Below are 18,022 nucleotides of genomic sequence, written 5' to 3'. Positions count from 1 at the left end.
CTCCTTACCGATTTAAACTATGCGCACACCTACTCTTCAATATCTTTATCTGCAAAAGCCGATAACGATGGTTATTGTCATTTGCATAATCTCAGTCCTTCCCTGGATCGGGCTGGGAGATTTTTCGACTAAGGGAGAACCTCGCGAAGCGGCGGTTGCCGTTTCCATGCTCGAAACCGGCAACTGGGTTTTGCCACAGGTCTATGCGAACGAATTTGCCTACAAACCACCGTTGGCGCATTGGCTGATGGCAGCCGCTTCCCTGCCGCAGGGATATGTTTCAGAGTTCACCTCCCGCCTGCCGTCTGCGTTGGCTTTTATTATACTGATCGGTTTCACACTGGTTTTCTTTGGCAAGCGGTTGCGGTTCCAGCAGGCATTCATCGCCACGCTATTGCTCATCACCTGTATCGAGATACACCGGGCTGCTATGACCACGCGTGTGGACATGCTGCTGACAACCTTTATCGTGATCGGGCTTTATCAGCTATACAGGTGGGAAGACAAACTGGAGTTAAAAGGGGTGCCGATCGCTATTCCGGCCTTATTGGGATGTGCCGTACTGACAAAAGGACCTGTAGGTATTATTCTGCCGCTATTTGTTTTCGGTGTCTATTTGCTGATGCTTCGTAAATACTCTTATTTAGTGATATTCAAAGCACTTCTTTATGCTGGTATTTCTTCGATATTCCTGCCTCTATTGTGGTATGTCGCTGCCTGGAAACAGGGAGGCGATACGTTCCTGAATGTAATGTTAGCAGAGAATTTCGGTCGTTTCTTCCACCTCAGCACGCCTGATATCCATTACAATTTAGGGCATGAAAACGGAGTCTGGTATAATTTCATGACACTGGCTGCGGGATTTGTTCCCTGGACGATCTTCTTCTTTTTCTCTTTATTCGGATTAAAACTGCACAAACCAGAAAAGTCGGTGAAAGAGATACTGGCTAGCACTTGGAATAATATTCGATCGATGGAAAAAGAGAAACTGTTCAGCTTAGTTGCATTGGTTTGTATAATTTTCTTCTATTCGATACCATCCAGCAAACGAAGCGTATACTTGATGCCGGCATATCCGTTTATTGCTATTTTCTTGGCTCAATATACATTATACATTACGGAATACCGGACGAAGGTAACCCGAGTATTTGCCGCTTTCATGGCCTCCATTACTGCCGTCGTCGTGATTGCCGTCGCCCTGACAATGGCCGGAGCAATCGATCCTGTCAAGATCGCAAGCCAGTACACAAGCCGTCAATCGACACTGGAAACGGTCGAGTTGGTGTCGAATATGTTCGCGTATCCCTGCGGGCTGACAATTTGTATCCTGATAGTCCTTTTGGCTATTCTGGCGACTGTCTATTATCAGATGTTCAAGAAGATCAACATCAAGATCCTGTATGCGACGATTGCATTGGCCTTTGCCATTAACTTATTGATCGATGGGGTTGTCATGCGCGGTATACGCCAAGGAAGCTCCGCCCGTCCGTTTGCCAAGCAGGTTCAGAAAGAATATCCGTTGGACGACATGAATATGTATGTAATGAATGATCTGAAGACATATGCTAATCTTTACGGGCTGAATTTCTATTTGGGCAACAAGTTCCATAATTTCGGGCAGGAACAGCCGGTAAGCGGCTTCTTTTTCTGTACCGTGAAAGACTTGGAAACTGTACAAAAAAATTATGGAGATAAGTACACATTCAGTCTACTTACCTCCACAAAGAATGTTATTGCCGACGTACGTCAAAGAATCGTACTATGCAGCTTCTTACGAAACGAATAATCAATATTTAAAGACTTTGCCACCGGCAAGCACTTCCTGTCTTGCTTCATCGAATGTAGCTTTTTCTCCTGTCCGAAGAGAAGCCGTACACATGATGTTGGCAATAGAATGATTATAGCCGGCATCTACCGGAGCATTCGGTTGCTTGCGGCTTTTCACGCATTCCATCCAATTACGCATATGCAGGTTTGTCATTGGATCGGCTCCTGTATTGGAACCCGTTTCCACCTTGATAGAAGGTAATTTGAATTCTTCCAACAGGTTCGGTTGCATTCCCATTTCATCTGCGAAACGCTTGGTCAATCCACCTTCCGATGTCACTTTATTCGTGTCCAGATTCAACGTACCGCCATTGGAGAAGTACAATTCTTTTGTTCCGCCTGCCGAGTTATGCATACGGGAAGAATATACGACCTGGAAATTTTCTCCGGCTTTCCCATAATCGAACACCGCCGTCATCGTGTCATAACTGCGGCGTCCGTCATTCCATTGATATATTCCGCCATTGGCAGCAACACTATTCGGGTGGTTGCAACCCGTAAACCAATGTACCGTATCGATCTGATGTGACATCCACTGGCCGGGAATACCGGAAGAATACGGCCAGAACAGGCGGTATTCCAAATATTTACGCGGGTCCCATTCTTCGTACGGACGATTCAGCAGGAAACGTTTCCAGTCAGTATCCTTCTCAAAACATTGTGCAACCAAAGCCGGACGGCGCCAACGTCCGGGCTGGTTAACGTTCCAGCACATTTCCACCATCGTGATCTTGCCAAACTTACCGGAACGGATAAAGTCGTTGGCAGCATGATAGTTTGGGGCCGAGCGACGTTGGGAACCAATCTGCACGATCTTTCCACTTTCCAACACAGCTTTGCGGGCGGCACGAGCATCTTCCATCGTTTCAGCAAAAGGTTTCTCTACATAGGCATCACATCCGGCTTGAACCGCTTCGATGCAGTGCAAGGCGTGCTGGAAGTCGGAAGTGGCAACGATCACGGCATCACACATTTTTGCGTCATACAGTTCTTCGTTGTTACGGAATGCTTTCACTTTCTTTCCATATTTCTCCTGGAAGAAAGCAACACCTTCTTCTCTACGCCGTTTCCAAATGTCGGAAATAGCGACGATTTCAAAGCCTAACTCATCGGCACAGGCCATAAAAGCAGGAATCAAAGAATGGCGGGCACGGTCTGAAAAGCCGACGATACCCACACGAATCTTCTCGTTTGCGCCCATTATGTTAGCAAAACTCTCTGTACTGAATCCCAGTCCGCCAATAGTCAGACCTGCTGCACCTAAGGCACTGTGTTTAAGGAAATCTCTACGTGTTGTCATGGTTCCTATTTTTTAGTTAACTATTTGAGTTCTCTAATCTTGATATTCCGGAAAGAGACTTCGTCCCAGTGATCCTGCAAAAGGATATGACCTTTTTCAGCAGTACCAAAAGGTCCAAATTCGGCATATTCCTTCTTCGCGAATTTGCTTCCCTTCACGACTTCCAAGAATGCATCCGAAGCCCAATCATACTCAACGGTCTTAAAGCCGTTCATCCAATGTTCGACATGTTTGTTAGGGAATACTTTGATAACTCCCTTATTCCACTGTCCGACACCATTGAAGCGTTTGTTTTTCGCAGGGATAATATCGTACAAGCTGGAAACCGTACGGCTACCAGGATAAGTCGTGTACAGTTTGGCATCCGGATGTTGTTTGTCATCCAGAACCTGGTATTCCGGACCGATCACAAAACCTTTATTCTTCTTGCTTTCCTGAATCAGATATTTCATACCGCTATTTGCACCTGCCGTCAACTTGAACTCAAAGCTCAGCTCGAAGGCGCCAAACTCATCGACTGTCAGGATATCACCCCCTCTTTTACCTTCCGGACCGCCATTCTTCATAACAGTCAATTCACCATTTTCGATCTTCCATCCGTTTTCAGGGAATGTTTCCTGTCCGGCACCCCGCCATCCGTTAGAAGTCTTACCGTCAAACAACAGTTTCCAACCAGCCGCTTTTTCTGCTTCTGTCAGCGTATTCGGAATACAGTTCACTTCCGGAGCTAACGGGCCTTGCATGCGCTCTGCCTCTAAATTTTCCGTCTTAATACGGATATTACGCCACCAAATTTCCTTGCCGACATTCTCCGTTTTCCCGAAAATACCATGTACCTGGAAAGCGATAAAGCCTTCCGGTGTCATATCATCTACTACATTCGAAGTGTTCACACCATTCAGCCAGATGCGGATACTGTTGCCGATAGCTTCAATTCGATACTTGTTCCAATCATCTTTCTTATAGGCGGCTCGTCCAGCTTCGTTATTCGTTAAAGGAGCCAGCCAACCGCGTCGCGCTTCATCATAAAGCCCACCACTCCAAGCACGGTCGGACGGGTCAATTTCGCACTGATAGCCATGCACACGTCCATTGTTGTAATCCGGCTTACTTTCGCTTCGAAACTGCACCCCGGAATTCAAGTCTGGATGACATTTCACTTCAAACTCCAGAATAAAATCACCATACGTTTGTTCTGTCGCCATAAAACTGTTCGGTTCTTTATCCACAGTCTGGCCGACCATACATCCATTCTCTACACGATAGGGAGCCTTACCATTCAACTGCTTGAAGCCAGTAAAATCCTTACCATTAAACAATTGCTGCCATCCGTCGTTAGGTAGGCAGGCACCACACAGCAAAGTCAGAGACAAAGCTGCTAATTTCAAATACGCTTTCATTTGCTTTCTGATACTATAATTAGTTAGACAATAATTTCCTTTAGTTAACAAACATGTGTACGTGCACAAAGATATAAGTTTTTGCACTATCATTGCATTAAATCTCAAAAAAGTTAGAATAACTACACTAAAATAGCTCTTTACAAGCCGTCTATTTCCCACTCTCCCTGCTATTATTTTAAAATCAGAGTCGGCGATTATATAATCACTGCAGCCAATTACATAGTCGCTGCCATTGATTTAAGAATAATATGGCAGTAAGGCCATTTTTTATTACGCAATAAAAGAATAAAGTAAATAAGATTTACAAATTTGTTCTCCTGTATCCCAATAAGAAGTATATTTGCAGACAAATGACCTTATTATAAACGAATTGATTTTTATGAAACAACAGTTTATGAAGACTGCCTTTTTTGATTTCGACGGTGTGATTGTAGACACAGAACCTATTTACGATATTTACTGGAATGAAGCAGGAAAACGCTATCAGACGGGAATCCCCAATTTCGCATCCCACATCAAAGGAACGACATTACCTTATATATTGGAGAAGTATTTTTCCGACCGATCTGAAGAATTTAAGGAAAAGGTAATCCGCGAATCAATGGAATTCGAACAGCAGATGCCTTTTCCACCGGTTCCGGGTGCGATGGAGTTTATCCATCTTCTGAAAAGTAAAGATGTAAAAGTCGGTTTGGTCACCAGCTCCGACGATGCCAAGCTAAAACGGGCTTTCCGCCTTTTGAAACTCGACAATCTGTTCGATACGGTCGTGAGTGCCGACCGGATCACAAAAGGGAAACCCGATCCAATGTGTTATTTGCTTGCCGCCTCCGACCTGCATGTATCACCTTCCGACAGTCTGGTATTTGAAGACTCTTTTGCCGGAATACAGGCCGGGACCAATGCGGGTATGCGGGTTATCGGACTTAGCACGACCAATTCCGAAGAGTCTTTAAAAGACAAAGTTTATCAGGTCATACCCGACTTCCAAAACATTACGTTCGAAGAATACAAACAGTGGTAGAACGGACATAAAAATAAAAAGGGGATGTGCCGCCACTCCCCTTCTTATTGTACAAAAATCCGATTACTTAAAAATTATATCCGACACGGACAGCCAACGCTGCGGCATCCAAATCCTTTATAATATTATACTTGGCTTCCAAGCCGACAGAAACCCGATCTGTCGCATACACTTCACCTCCTAAGCCGATATTGGCTCCAAAACGAGTTGCATCCCAAGGACCTGCTTTCCAAAACGAAAGGCTTAAGCCTGCCAACGGATAAAAACCGAACATCTCACTCAATTTAAATACATAATGAGCATTCATATCAATTGCCCATGCACTTAACCCATCATTCTTTACTAAATGAGTAATAGACGGGGTCAAACGAAACGCATCCGTTACACAATAACGATAATCGATGCCGATAGTAGCATTGCCGACATCATTAAAATTATAACCCAAGTTGAAGCCAAACGAGGATTGACCTTGCTGCGTCTGTGCATATGCACCTATACTAAACAGCGTCAACATCAACATAACAATTAATTTTTTCATACTTTTCTTATTTAGTACAACAATATCTATCGCCAAATATAGTATTTTTCCTTAACAAAAGCATATTACTTTACTTTTAATTTATCACCTGCACTTTTTACAATGCTACGATAATAGTCTTCATCATAGCCAGGGAAATCCGGATATTCGGATAATCCGTAACCATTCTGCTTAAAATGTCCGTTTTCTTCCTTCTTCACGTTACCATCCATATATTTGACTAACAAGTATTCTCCTAATTTCTTCCAACGGGCTGTTGCCTGGTCGGCAGTAGTAGAACTAAACCAGGTCAGGAACTTGACCGCTTCCGCCGGATTCTTGGCATACAGTTCCGATGCAGCCTTATCGACAGCCGGAATTGTCTGTTGATAGCTGTTCTCCAACTCCTGCTGAACAAGACGGATATCCTGAATCATATAACTATATTTGCCATACGCCATATTAGCCACCCAGTTATGAATCCAGAAAGCGGATGTCCAAGAAAAATTCATCATATCACCGTTTCCGACACGATAACATTCGGGAGAAGCTGTCACCGAACAATAGATCGGCGTAAAGACAGCCATGTCTGCATCATCCACACCGAACCAAAGAATACCACCGACGGCATCCGGTAGCCAATTACGCATCTGAGGAACAATCACAAAACCGGTCTGCTGCGTAGCAATCGCACGCTCGTTCGTATATTCCTGACCGTCCACTTCGAAAGTCATCGGACGCCAACGATACGGAACTTTGTAAGGACCTGCACCGGCATCCTTCGTCATATCTAAATCAGTTCCTTCGAAATGGTCGCGCATACCGTTCTGCACATCCCGAACGGATAACAAACGATCAGGCTTGACATACAAAGGCATAGGCTTCTTCATTACATCGCCCTTAATCAGATCCATATATTGATCCATCGATTTATCATATTTGCGAAAGAAAGACCACACACGGGCTTCACAACCACGCAGAGCACTGAAATCATACGGGCAATAGGCTTTCTGGAAACTAAAATCCTTATCCCTGCCACTGAAATATCCCTTTTCACGAGCAAAAGAGACAACATCCGGTGAATAAATGCAGTTCTCCTTATCATCAAACGGGATCTGCTGAATACGAGATTGATTGGCATGAGCCGAAATACAATCGTCCGGAATGCGAATAGCAACCCAGACAGCTCCTTTATTACCCGGACCTTTACCGATCATTTCCATCACCCAAGCTTCGTTCTTATCAGCAATAGAGAACGTTTCTCCACTGCTATAGTAGCCATAATCCTTCACCAGGTCAGTCATAATCCGAATAGCCTCCCGCGCCGTTTTGGAACGTTGCAAAGTGACATAAATCAGACTGCCGTAATCCATGATACCGGTCGTGTCAACTAGTTCGGGACGCCCCCCGAAAGTGCTTTCCGTAATCGCAACTTGATGTTCATTCATATTACCAACTACAGAATAGGTCTGTTCAACCTGTGGAATCTGTCCTAACGGTTTATGGGTGTCCCACTCGATGATATCCAACATCGCCCCTTTCGGCCAAGTCGCAGCCGGCCAGCGATACAGTTCACCATATAACGTATGCGAATCTGCCGCATAACTGATCATAACAGAGCCGTCAACCGAAGCTTTCTTTCCCACCAGTAGACCTGTACATGCAAAGGCTTCCATTCCGGAAAGCATAATAGCACAGGTTACCATCAAAATCCATGTTTTTCCCATATAAATAAAGTTTATGCAAATAATAACATATATACGCCGGCACCGCAGCAATAGCCGATCAACGCCAAAATTGAAAATCGTTTGGTATAATACATAAAATCGATCTTTTCCAATCCCATTACCGTTACACCTGTTGCAGAACCGATAATCAAGATACTACCGCCAGTCACGGCACAGTAGGCAAGGAATGTCCAGAAACCTCCGTCCGATACAAAGAACTGAGCATAAGGAGTCAGATTGGCCGCATCCGGTACAATCGGATACATACCCATTGTTGCCGCAACCAAAGCTACGTTGTCCACACAGGAAGACAAAACACCGATCACAAAGCTGATCAGATAAGGTTCATGTACATGCTTATCCAGAAAAGCAGACATCAACCCTAACTGGCCGGAGGTTTCCAAAGCCCCTACCGCCATCAGGATACCCAAAAAGAAAAAGATCGTCGCTAGGTCGATGTTCGGAAGTAACTGAGAAATACGTAACTTATTAGATTCGTGCATATGCAGTTTGCTATACATGATATCCGTATAAAACCACAGGACCACCAAGCCCAACAAAACACCTAAGAAAGGTGGAAGGTCTGTCACCATCTGAAAGACCGGAACCAAAGCCAACGAAAGTACACCAATCACAAAGATCACCCGACGCGAATGATTCGGTATTTCCGGTGCATATTCGTCTGCCATTTCTTCCTCGCTCATCACACGTAAAGTCGCATCTTTCTTAAACAACCAAAAATTAGCAATCGTCAGAGGCACAAGCAAGTTTATCAATGCCGGAAAGAATACATGCGAAATCTGGTGCATAGCCGTGACGTTCTTGCCCACCCAAAGCAAAATGGTCGTCACGTCACCAATCGGAGACCATGAACCACCTGCATTCGCAGCAATAATCACCATACAAGCATATTTTAAACGATCTGTCCGGTCCGGAACCAGTTTCCGTAACACGGCCATAATCACGATAGCAGCAGCCAAGTTATCCAACAAGGCAGAAAAGAAAAAAGCGGCAAAACTTATATACCACAATAATTTCCTTTTATTGGCAGTACGGATATATCCGGTAACAGCCCGGAAACCACCATGCTTATCCACGATATCGACAATCAGCATGGAGCACATAACAAAGAAAAGCGTTTCGGATACATTCCCTAAATGATAAACAATCGAACGGTTTGTAATAAATGTAATAAACTGATCTTTCAGAGGAGCATTTGCCATTTCCGGGTTTTGGGTCAGAAACTCTTGAAACAAAGGACTGGAGCGTTCGACAAAAATATCATAGGCGTCAAACATCAATATCATCCACAGTGATATTGCCATAAACAGAGCTATCGCAGCTTTATTTATCTTTATCTTATCTTCCAGCGCGATTGCAAGAATCCCTAAAACAAAGATGACAGGCATTAAAATAAACATAGTACAATATATTTAAACTTATTATCAAATCACAAAAGAAAGAATTTTTCATTCCAAGCTCTTGCATACCAAAAAGCATTATAAATTTTAGTTAAACAAAAGAATAGTCTGAAAAGACCCCTCCTTTCGTTTTTATTATATAGAATACAGATATTCTATTTCTTCCGACCAAATAGACTCATCCGGTGTTTCCAGAATTAAAGGAATGTTATCAAACCGGGGATCATCCATCAGCATCTTAAATGTAGTCAATCCCATCACTCCTTTCCCAATACTATCATGGCGATCCACACGGGTAGCCAGATCTTTTTTGGAATCGTTTATATGCATGCCACGCAAATAAGAAAAACCTATTACCTCGTCAAAATGTCGGAATGTCTCCGTAAAACCTTCGACAGTCTTGATATCATAACCCGCAGCCAATGTATGAGCAGTATCTATACAAACTCCGACACGGGATTTATCTTCCACTTTATCGATAATGTAAGCAAGTTGCTCAAAAGTATATCCCAGATTGGTTCCCTGTCCGGCTGTATTTTCTAATACGGCACATACACCCGAAGTCTGATCCAATGCCCAATTAACCGAATTAGCTATGCGCGTCAGACAGTCCTCCACCTCCATCTGGTTCAAATGACTTCCAGGATGGAAATTCAAACGATTCAATCCCAGCTGCTCACAACGTTGCATTTCATCCAAGAAAGCATCCCGTGACTTCTGCAAACCTTCTGCTTCCGGATGTCCCAGATTGATCAGATAACTGTCATGCGGAAGAATATATTCTGCCGCATAACCAAATTCCTCACAACGCTCTCTGAAAAGAGAAATACTCTTTTTTGTCAGCGGAGAAGATTTCCATTGACGCTGATTACGGGTAAACAAAGCAAATGCCTTCGCCCCAATCGCATTCGCATTCACTGGAGCATTCTCAACTCCACCCGATGCCGACACATGTGCTCCAATATACTTCATTATGTTATTTATGTTTTATTGTTTATTCACCTTCTGCTTTGCATCCTGCAAAATGAAATTTTTCTGTCGCCTGTTCTTGTGTAACTATAAAATAGACCAAGTCGGCACGCGTACATAACTCATCTTGTGAATTATAGATCTCCGTTTCAATAAAGATTGCATTTCGTTTACGGTCTTTGATACGCCCCCTGATTGTCAGCCTGGGCTCACAAGTAGAAAGACTTTTCAGAAAGCGGGCATCCAAGCGTGAGGTCATTCCTGAAGTCTGTAACTTCCTAAGCACTACCCAACCTGCCAATTCGTCCATCAATGTTGTCAGGATTCCACCATGCAACGTATTCAACCACCCCTGATAATGAGCTTCCGGCTCCCAATAAGCTACAATATCGTCGCCATCCTCATAAAACTCCATATGAAGTCCCATCGGATTGCTCGGGGCACAGCCAAAACACATATATCCATCCAATCCTTCCCAGGGATTAATAATCTTTTTCATATTTGATAATTTTTACCACAGCCCTATTAATTTACAAAGGTAACACAAAAAGCAGAAATAAGGTTTATTAAAATAGCGCCGCAACAAAGCTGTAAATAAAATAGCCGCAAACCGACACTTTCACCACCACACTGAACAGAAAACCGACAAAAGCCCCTAACCCGGCTTTAAAAGCCTCGGCAGACTTCTTCCCTCCAAACAATTCGCCAATTACGGCTCCTGCAAACGGACCGATCAACACACCCCAGGGTGGAAAGACGAAAAGACCGGCGATCGTCCCGATCATACATCCCCGATTCCCCCATTTACCGCCTCCACTGTATTTTGTGCCCAACATGGGCGTCACATAATCCATCACCTGGACAATAATGACCAAAAAAGCCCATAAAATCAAATGTGTAGTACTGAAATGGATTTTGTCCGTAAAGTGCAAAAGCAACAAACCCACATAAGAAACAGGCGGACCGGGTAATACAGGCAAAAAACAACCTGCCAGCCCGGCCAGCAAACAAAGTACCCCCAAAATAATAAGAAAGATATCCATATAGTTATATTTTAGCTGTATAAGTATTCATATGCAATAATACGAAAAAACACGAAAACAGTAAAATATAAATCCGAATCGTTTTCCTCTCAGTGCTGCCTCACCCACCATAAACAGGGACAGGTTGGCGGTGAACACTTCATCCTTTTTAACAGTCGCATTATCCGTATCTAACGAAAGAGAAGATTTTCTTTTGCATCAGGGGCATGCAGGAAAACGGCACCAACTATCGGGCAACTATTCAACTCTTTACAGTCGCCACAAGTATTCAATCCTTTTTTATTTACTCATTTACGGATTTCGCAATAATCGCTACAATAGGCAAATTTAGCACCGTCTGCCCGACATCCCATACAATTTATGGTTGCAGCCGTAATCTCGGGTGCGTTGTTCATCTCACTCCACTTCCGGGCAGTCTTTTCTCTTAATTCATTGTCATTTCCGACTGTGGCTATGCGAGCATCACAACCTTCACAATCCAACCCGCAACATGCAATCAATTGTTTCATCGTCTGTTATAATCCTTTAACCATTCCAAAAACACTACTATAATAAAGGAGGTGTGACAAAATTCATAATATGGCACACCTCCTTTTCAATATTTCTTTTATCAGAGTAAGTCAGAAGCTAATTCGGACAATTGACTACGTTCTCCTTTGATCAGATTGATGTGAGCAAACAATTCTTGCCCTTTCATTTTATCAACCATATAAGCGAGACCATTACTCTGTGCATCCAGATAAGGAGAGTCTATCTGCTGGATATCCCCGGTAAATACCATTTTCGTTCCCTCTCCTGCACGGGTGATAATCGTTTTAATCTCATGCGGAGTCAGGTTCTGCGCCTCATCGATAATACAGAACGTTTCCGAAAGACTTCGACCGCGGATGAAAGCCAATGCTTCAATCACAAGTTGCCCGTTCTTTTGCAAATCATCTATTTTACGAGCATCTGATCCACCGGGTGCAAACTGTCCCTTAATAACATTCAGATTATCAAACAAGGGCTGCATATAAGGAGCCACCTTCTGCTTCTCATCGCCAGGCAAGAATCCTAAATCCTTATTTGCCAAAGCAACAATAGGACGTGCCAGCAGAATCTGTTTATAAACATTCGCCTGTTTTAATGCAGAAGCCAAAGCCAGCAAGGTTTTACCGGTTCCGGCCTTTCCTGTCAACCCGATAAGTTTTACATCCGGATCATTCAGCACCTCAAAAGCAAAACTCTGCTCCGCATTGCGAGGCTGAATACCATAATTGCTGGCTTTTTCCACTTTTTTGAATTTATTGGTGAACGGATTATAACGGGCCAGGACAGAATTACGCACACTCTTTAAAATAAAACATTCGTTCGGCTCCAGCTTCGACTTTATATCGAACAGATCAGCATCGATGCCATCAGGAGATGCATACATCTTATCAATCAAATCCGGATCTATATTCTCGTAAATGTCTTGTGCACGTTTGAAAATATCGACATTAATAACCTTGTCGGTTATATAATCTTCCACTTCGATACCCAACGAACGCGCCTTCATACGCAGGTTCACATCCTTTGTCACCAGAATGGTTTTCACCTTCCGGTCTTTTTCAGACTCAGCAACCGACAGCGTACACGACAGAATACGATGATCTGCGGTTTTTTCCGGAAACGACTGGTAAATTTTCTCCTGATACTTGTCCCCGGTCACCACATGCAAAGTGCCTTTGCCAGGTCCCAGTGAAGCTCCTTTCAAAAAGAGGTCATTGCTGGTCAACGTATCTAACTCGCGTACAAACTCACGGGCATTGTAGTTGATCTGGTCGCTCCCCTTTTTAAACTTATCCAACTCTTCCAACACGACGATCGGAAGATAAATATCATTCTCCTGAAAGTTCTCAATACACTTGTAGTCGTGCAATATGACATTCGTGTCAAGCACAAAATTCTTCTTTGCTCCCATGATCTTTCGATTTAATGATTATGCCTCTAAGATAGAAATATTTCCGAGATATTATCCCTCGAAAGCCAAGAATATATCAAATAGACCAATTAATTCAACTTTTTTACAAAAACCAAAGATCACGCCCCGCTTTATTTATGTATTTTTGCTTTTCAAATGTCCAAATTAAATTCATGAAAAAATACAAACTTATCACATACATGTTGCTGTTTGCCGGATGCTTGTCGGCGCAAGATAATTTGTCAGCATTGCTTCCTATGCCGAACCAAGTCAAACAAATCGAAAGTAAGAAAGATTTCATCATAAGCGGAAAGACGACCATACAAACGAATCTGCCGGAGGATGCTTTTTGCATTGCAGAGTTAAAAGACATCTTGCGACAAAGAACAGGGAAAACACCAACTCTATCCTCTTCCGGATCCGGCAGTTCCGTCATTCGCCTCATACTGGATCCTTCAGTCAAAGGAGATGGACATTACCTGTTATCCGTATCCGAGAAAACAGTTTCCATAAAAGGGGCAACACAGGGTTCCATTCTGTACGGACTTATGACCTTAGATCAGATTCTGTTAGGAGATGTATGCCGGACTCTATCGGGAAAGATTGCACCAATCGAAATCGACGATCAACCCCGTTTCAGCTACCGTTCATTGATGAGTGAGGAAAAGATTCTTGTTTCTGGAACAAATTTCTTCACTCAAGCGGATAATTTCCGAAATCGGCTCAACAAACTGATGGTTACTTTTGAAAACTTAATGAATATTCCTACTTTTACAACCGGATTTTGAGAAACCAGTATCAACAAATACATTAAAATTAAACACATAACAAATTTATGAAAAAGATTTTCAGCTTATTGTTAGCGGCCTCCGCGTTTGCGTGCACGCAAGAGAAGGTGGTCGAGATAACCATCAGTAATCCGTCTACCACAGACCGCACAAACGAAATCACCGAAATCACTTCGGACGCCATCACCAAACTGAAGGGTGAGACATTCATCATTTCTGACAATACAGGCTCGCAAGTTCCCTATCAGATAACGTATGACAACAAGATTATTTTTCCTGTCTCCGTCAAGGGGGGTGAAAACGTGACCTACAAGATCACCCCAGGAACACCTGAAGCGTTCAAAACAATTGCCTGCGGTAAACAATATCCCGAACGAGTGGACGATATTGCCTGGGAAAACGACCGTATCGCCTTCCGTACCTACGGTCCGGCCTTGCAAGCTACCGGCGAGAAAGCTTATGGTTGCGATATTTGGGTAAAATGTGTATCCGAACCGATTGTCGACATGCGTTACAAAACCGAACTAGATCCGGAAACAAGAGCTAAGATTGCAGAACTGCGCAAGACCGACCCGAAAGCAGCACAGCAATTGTCCGAATCTGTTTCCTATCATATCGATCATGGTAACGGATTGGATTACTATAAGGTAGGCCCAACATTGGGAGCCGGAACTTCCGCTCTATTAGCAAACGACTCTATCGTCTATCCGTATTGCTACAAAGACTACCAAATTTTAGACAACGGTCCGTTACGTTTCACTGTAAAGCTGGTTTACAATCCTCTGACTGTGAAAGGAAACAATAATGTGATCGAAAACCGCATAATTTCTCTCGATGCAGGTTCCCAAATGAATAAGTTCACAATCACTTACGATAATCTGACCGAAGCGACCCCGGTTGTAACCGGTATCGTTTTGCACGAGCCGAGCAAAGACTATCAGGCCGATGCAGCAAAAGGTTACATTGCCTATGCCGATCCTGCTGATCCCGTAAACGGACAAATTTATGTAGCAGCCGTATTCCCGGAGAAGGTTAACGAAGCTAAAGCTATCACATTCTCCGACAAAGAAAAGGCTGAACGAGGCGCAGACGGCCATGTTTTGGCTTACAGCACCTACACCCCTGGTTGTAGCTATACATATTATAGTGGTGCCGGTTGGAGCAAATGGGGATTTGAAAACTCCAGCAAATGGTTCGATTATGTACAGAAATTCGCGCAAAATCTGAAAGAACCACTGACTGTAACAATAAAATAAATTCAAATCCAAATAAAAAAGTAAAAGGGGACATCAAAATTGAAGTGCCCCCTTTTCTTTTATTTCGCCTATATTTTCTTAAGCCAGATCAGCCATTTCGGGATCAATATAAATGAAATATCCGCTCCATCATCCGCCATTTCTCGGCAGATGTTGCACCCGGGCGGGCAACCTGAAAGATGGACATATACGTTTCCCACTCCTCCTGGCGAGGCAAAGTAGCCAACCGTGCAAAAGCCTCGTCCCAATCAAAATCGAACGGAGTCTCCACGATCATAAAAAGACGGTTATCCAAGATATAAATCTCCATTTCTAAAATACCGACACTCCGTATACCTTGCAGAATCTCCGGCCATGCTTCGTTCTCCGTATGCCGTTTCCGATATTCAGAGATCAGTTCGGGATCATCTTTCAGATCCAATGTCTGGCAATACCGCTTTGTTGGTATACCATATTCTTTCATCTTATATCCTGTCTGTTTCATCTTCTAATATCTGATTATAAGATTATTTAAGACCTCTGTTCTTCAATAAAGGCTCCGTGTCCGGTTCCTTACCTCGAAAATTTTTGTACATATCCATACCTTCATCAATACCGCCCGGAGACAAAACGTATGTACGAAATTTGGCGGCCACTTCGGGACTGAAGATGTCCCCCGTTTCTTTAAACGCCTCGAAAGCATCACAATCCAGCACTTCCGCCCAAATGTAGCTGTAGTAGCCAGCTGTATAACCACCTTCCATCGTATGACCGAAATATGTGCCCCAATAACGAGGAGCAATCTGCTTCAACAAACCTCGACCATACATAGCATCTAATTCAAACTTTTCTATATTCAAATCCACCGGAACCTCTTTCAGAACATGATAGTCCATATCCAACAAAGAAGAAGCCACATATTCAGTTGTCGCAAAACCTTGTCCATATCTACCACTCTTCACTATTTTATCGACAATAGCCTGCGGGATCACTTCGCCTGTTTCATGATGCTTGGCATAAACTTTCAAGACTTCCGGTTCGAACACCCAATGCTCCATTATCTGCGAAGGAAGTTCAACGAAATCACGGGGAACACCAGCCACTCCATTATAATGGACATCAGCAAAAAGTCCGTTCAAAGCATGTCCGAACTCGTGGAAAACAGTTTCAGCCTCGTCAACACTCAACAAGGCAGGCTGTCCATCTGCCGGTTTACAGAAATTAAACACAGTCGTCACTACCGGAGTTATGCGCTTACCATCCTTATACGTTTGGTCGCGATAACCACCACACCATGCTCCACCACTCTTTCCCGGACGAGTAAAGAAGTCCATATAAAGTACACCTAAAGATGTACCATCCTTGTCCTTACATTCGAAAACCTGGGCATCCGGATCGGGAAGCGGCATGTCCTGCAACGAAGTAAAAGTGATGCCATACAGTTTGTTCGCCACATAGAAAGCACCTTCCCGGACATTGTTAAGCTCCAAGTATGGACGAACTTCGTTTTCGTCCAAGTCAAATTTCGCTTTCTTGGCTTTTTCGAAATAATAACGCCAATCCCAGGCTTCCGCTTCGAAGTTTCCACCTTCTTTCTTAATCTCGGCATTGATATCCGCCAGCTCTTCCTTCGCTTTTACAAGAGCGGGAATCCAGATCTTGTTCAACAAATCGTATACATTCTTTTCATTCTTCGCCATGTTTTCTTCCAACACGTATGCGGCAAAGTCTTCATAGCCCAATAATTTGGCTTTTTCCAAACGGGCGACAACCAACTTCTTGATTACATTCTTGTTGTCGTTTGCATTATTGTTATTGCCACGACAAACATAGGCTTTATAGATTTTCTCACGCAAAGCACGATTGTCGGCATATTGCAGGAAAGGCATCACACTCGGATTATGCAATGTGAAAACCCACTTTCCATCCAGTCCGGCCTCTTTAGCTGTAGTAGCGGCGGCGGCAATCAATGTTTCAGGCAGACCGGACAAGTCTTCTTTCTTATCGACCACGAGCTGGAAAGCATTCGTCTCCTTTAACGAATTTTGTCCGAAAGTCAGTTCTAACATGGAAATCTGTTCGTTCAGTTTACGAAGCTCCGCCTGTTCGTCGGCATCTAAGTTAGCACCGCCCCGGACAAACCCTTTATAAGTTTCTTCAAGCAGTTTCTTCTGCTCCTTATCCAAGTTCAACTTCGCCTGATTCTCATATACAGACTTCACACGGGCAAAAAGTTTCGGATTCAGGCTAATATCGTCACTATGTTTGGAGAGCAACGGTGAAAGTTCCTGTTCAAGAGCCTGAATCTCGTCGTTTGTGTTGACACTCGCCTGACCGCTGAAGGCATAAGCGACCTTCATAAGCAATTCTCCACTACGGTCCAGTGCAACAATCGTATTCTCAAAAGTAGCTTTGTCCGGATTGTTTACGATCGCCTCTACTTCTGCTGTTTGTTCCTCCATTCCTTTTAGGAAAGCCGGTTTGTAATGTTCTACTTTGATTTGCTCAAAAGGAGGAACGCCGAACGGTGTCGTGTACTCGGTAAAGAATGGATTCACGGCGGAAGTATCAACTCCATCACTCTTCTTTGATGAATTGCATGCCCCTAAAACAACTGCAAGTCCAGCAGCCATAAGTGTTTTATTCATGTTTGTAATTATTATTTGTTCTTGGTGTAAAGGTATGAATTAAACTAAGAGCCTGTTTAAATTTCCCCGAAATAAATTTTGCATAGCCTTCATCGGCCAGCTTTATCCTATCATTAGGATTAATTTGAAAAACAACTGTCATACTATCACTAATTTCCTTTTATCAATTGAATATCAA

General features: G+C 43.4%; 15 protein-coding genes and 1 pseudogene. 4 read left to right on the top strand and 12 right to left on the bottom strand.

The window, feature by feature from the left end; genetic code table 11:
* Window positions 1-19: 19 nt before the first annotated feature.
* Entirely contained in the window at window positions 20-1,786 is a 1,767-nt protein-coding gene (locus KTG12_RS06105) for a glycosyltransferase family 39 protein (protein WP_022321727.1), read from the top strand.
* Here the strand turns inward: KTG12_RS06105 and KTG12_RS06100 are convergent, their stop codons facing one another.
* Complete coding sequence (locus KTG12_RS06100; protein ID WP_046451491.1) at window positions 1,787-3,127, bottom strand: Gfo/Idh/MocA family oxidoreductase; 1,341 nt, start codon at window positions 3,125-3,127, stop codon at window positions 1,787-1,789. It abuts the gene before it with no gap.
* 20 nt (window positions 3,128-3,147) lie between these two features.
* A complete protein-coding gene (locus KTG12_RS06095) occupies window positions 3,148-4,527 on the bottom strand; it encodes a DUF1080 domain-containing protein (protein ID WP_138272901.1) in 1,380 nt (459 codons plus the stop codon).
* A gap of 382 nt (window positions 4,528-4,909) precedes the next feature.
* Between KTG12_RS06095 and KTG12_RS06090 the strand changes: the two genes are divergently transcribed.
* Window positions 4,910-5,554 (top strand): HAD family phosphatase, encoded by a 645-nt coding sequence (locus tag KTG12_RS06090; protein ID WP_022321649.1) that lies wholly within the window; start codon window positions 4,910-4,912, stop codon window positions 5,552-5,554.
* A gap of 67 nt (window positions 5,555-5,621) precedes the next feature.
* Here the strand turns inward: KTG12_RS06090 and KTG12_RS06085 are convergent, their stop codons facing one another.
* The 8 genes and pseudogenes from KTG12_RS06085 to KTG12_RS06050 all read right to left on the bottom strand — a co-directional run bounded on the left by KTG12_RS06085 (window position 5,622) and on the right by KTG12_RS06050 (window position 13,173).
* Window positions 5,622-6,092: an outer membrane beta-barrel protein gene (locus KTG12_RS06085; RefSeq protein ID WP_022321650.1), complete on the bottom strand. Its 471-nt coding sequence runs from the start codon at window positions 6,090-6,092 to the stop codon at window positions 5,622-5,624.
* Window positions 6,093-6,157: 65 nt separating this feature from the next.
* Window positions 6,158-7,798, bottom strand: a complete 1,641-nt coding sequence (locus KTG12_RS06080) for a dipeptidase (RefSeq protein ID WP_022321651.1) — start codon at window positions 7,796-7,798, stop codon at window positions 6,158-6,160.
* 11 nt (window positions 7,799-7,809) lie between these two features.
* The gene (nhaD, locus tag KTG12_RS06075) at window positions 7,810-9,219 is read right to left on the bottom strand and encodes a sodium:proton antiporter NhaD (protein WP_005639034.1); all 1,410 of its coding nucleotides are present in this window, start codon (window positions 9,217-9,219) and stop codon (window positions 7,810-7,812) included.
* A 135-nt stretch (window positions 9,220-9,354) separates the two neighbouring features.
* Window positions 9,355-10,191 carry a deoxyribonuclease IV gene (gene nfo / locus KTG12_RS06070; protein WP_005639032.1) on the bottom strand — a complete coding sequence of 279 codons (837 nt, stop codon included), beginning with the start codon at window positions 10,189-10,191 and terminating at the stop codon, window positions 9,355-9,357.
* A gap of 22 nt (window positions 10,192-10,213) precedes the next feature.
* Window positions 10,214-10,687: a PaaI family thioesterase gene (locus KTG12_RS06065; protein ID WP_005639031.1), complete on the bottom strand. Its 474-nt coding sequence runs from the start codon at window positions 10,685-10,687 to the stop codon at window positions 10,214-10,216.
* 67 nt (window positions 10,688-10,754) lie between these two features.
* Window positions 10,755-11,231 (bottom strand): DUF456 domain-containing protein, encoded by a 477-nt coding sequence (locus tag KTG12_RS06060; RefSeq protein ID WP_005639030.1) that lies wholly within the window; start codon window positions 11,229-11,231, stop codon window positions 10,755-10,757.
* Between the two features lie 170 nt (window positions 11,232-11,401).
* Window positions 11,402-11,740: pseudogene (locus KTG12_RS06055) on the bottom strand (DUF3795 domain-containing protein).
* A 101-nt stretch (window positions 11,741-11,841) separates the two neighbouring features.
* The gene (locus tag KTG12_RS06050; protein WP_005639028.1) at window positions 11,842-13,173 is read right to left on the bottom strand and encodes a PhoH family protein; all 1,332 of its coding nucleotides are present in this window, start codon (window positions 13,171-13,173) and stop codon (window positions 11,842-11,844) included.
* Window positions 13,174-13,346: 173 nt separating this feature from the next.
* Here KTG12_RS06050 and KTG12_RS06045 point away from each other — a divergent pair, with 173 nt between their 5' ends.
* Entirely contained in the window at window positions 13,347-13,961 is a 615-nt protein-coding gene (locus KTG12_RS06045; protein ID WP_046451508.1) for a glycoside hydrolase family 20 zincin-like fold domain-containing protein, read from the top strand.
* Between the two features lie 47 nt (window positions 13,962-14,008).
* A complete protein-coding gene (locus KTG12_RS06040) occupies window positions 14,009-15,217 on the top strand; it encodes a DUF4861 domain-containing protein (RefSeq protein ID WP_005650068.1) in 1,209 nt (402 codons plus the stop codon).
* A 103-nt stretch (window positions 15,218-15,320) separates the two neighbouring features.
* Here the strand turns inward: KTG12_RS06040 and KTG12_RS06035 are convergent, their stop codons facing one another.
* Window positions 15,321-15,701 carry an L-rhamnose mutarotase gene (locus KTG12_RS06035; RefSeq protein ID WP_005639024.1) on the bottom strand — a complete coding sequence of 127 codons (381 nt, stop codon included), beginning with the start codon at window positions 15,699-15,701 and terminating at the stop codon, window positions 15,321-15,323.
* A gap of 22 nt (window positions 15,702-15,723) precedes the next feature.
* Complete coding sequence (locus tag KTG12_RS06030) at window positions 15,724-17,844, bottom strand: M3 family metallopeptidase (protein WP_138272902.1); 2,121 nt, start codon at window positions 17,842-17,844, stop codon at window positions 15,724-15,726.
* Between the last annotated feature and the right edge of the window lie 178 nt (window positions 17,845-18,022).

This window comes from Parabacteroides sp. MSK.9.14 (assembly GCF_019041495.1).
GTDB lineage: Bacteria > Bacteroidota > Bacteroidia > Bacteroidales > Tannerellaceae > Parabacteroides > Parabacteroides merdae.
Note: the sequence above shows the minus strand (reverse complement) of the source record. Positions and strands in the feature narration are given on the sequence as shown.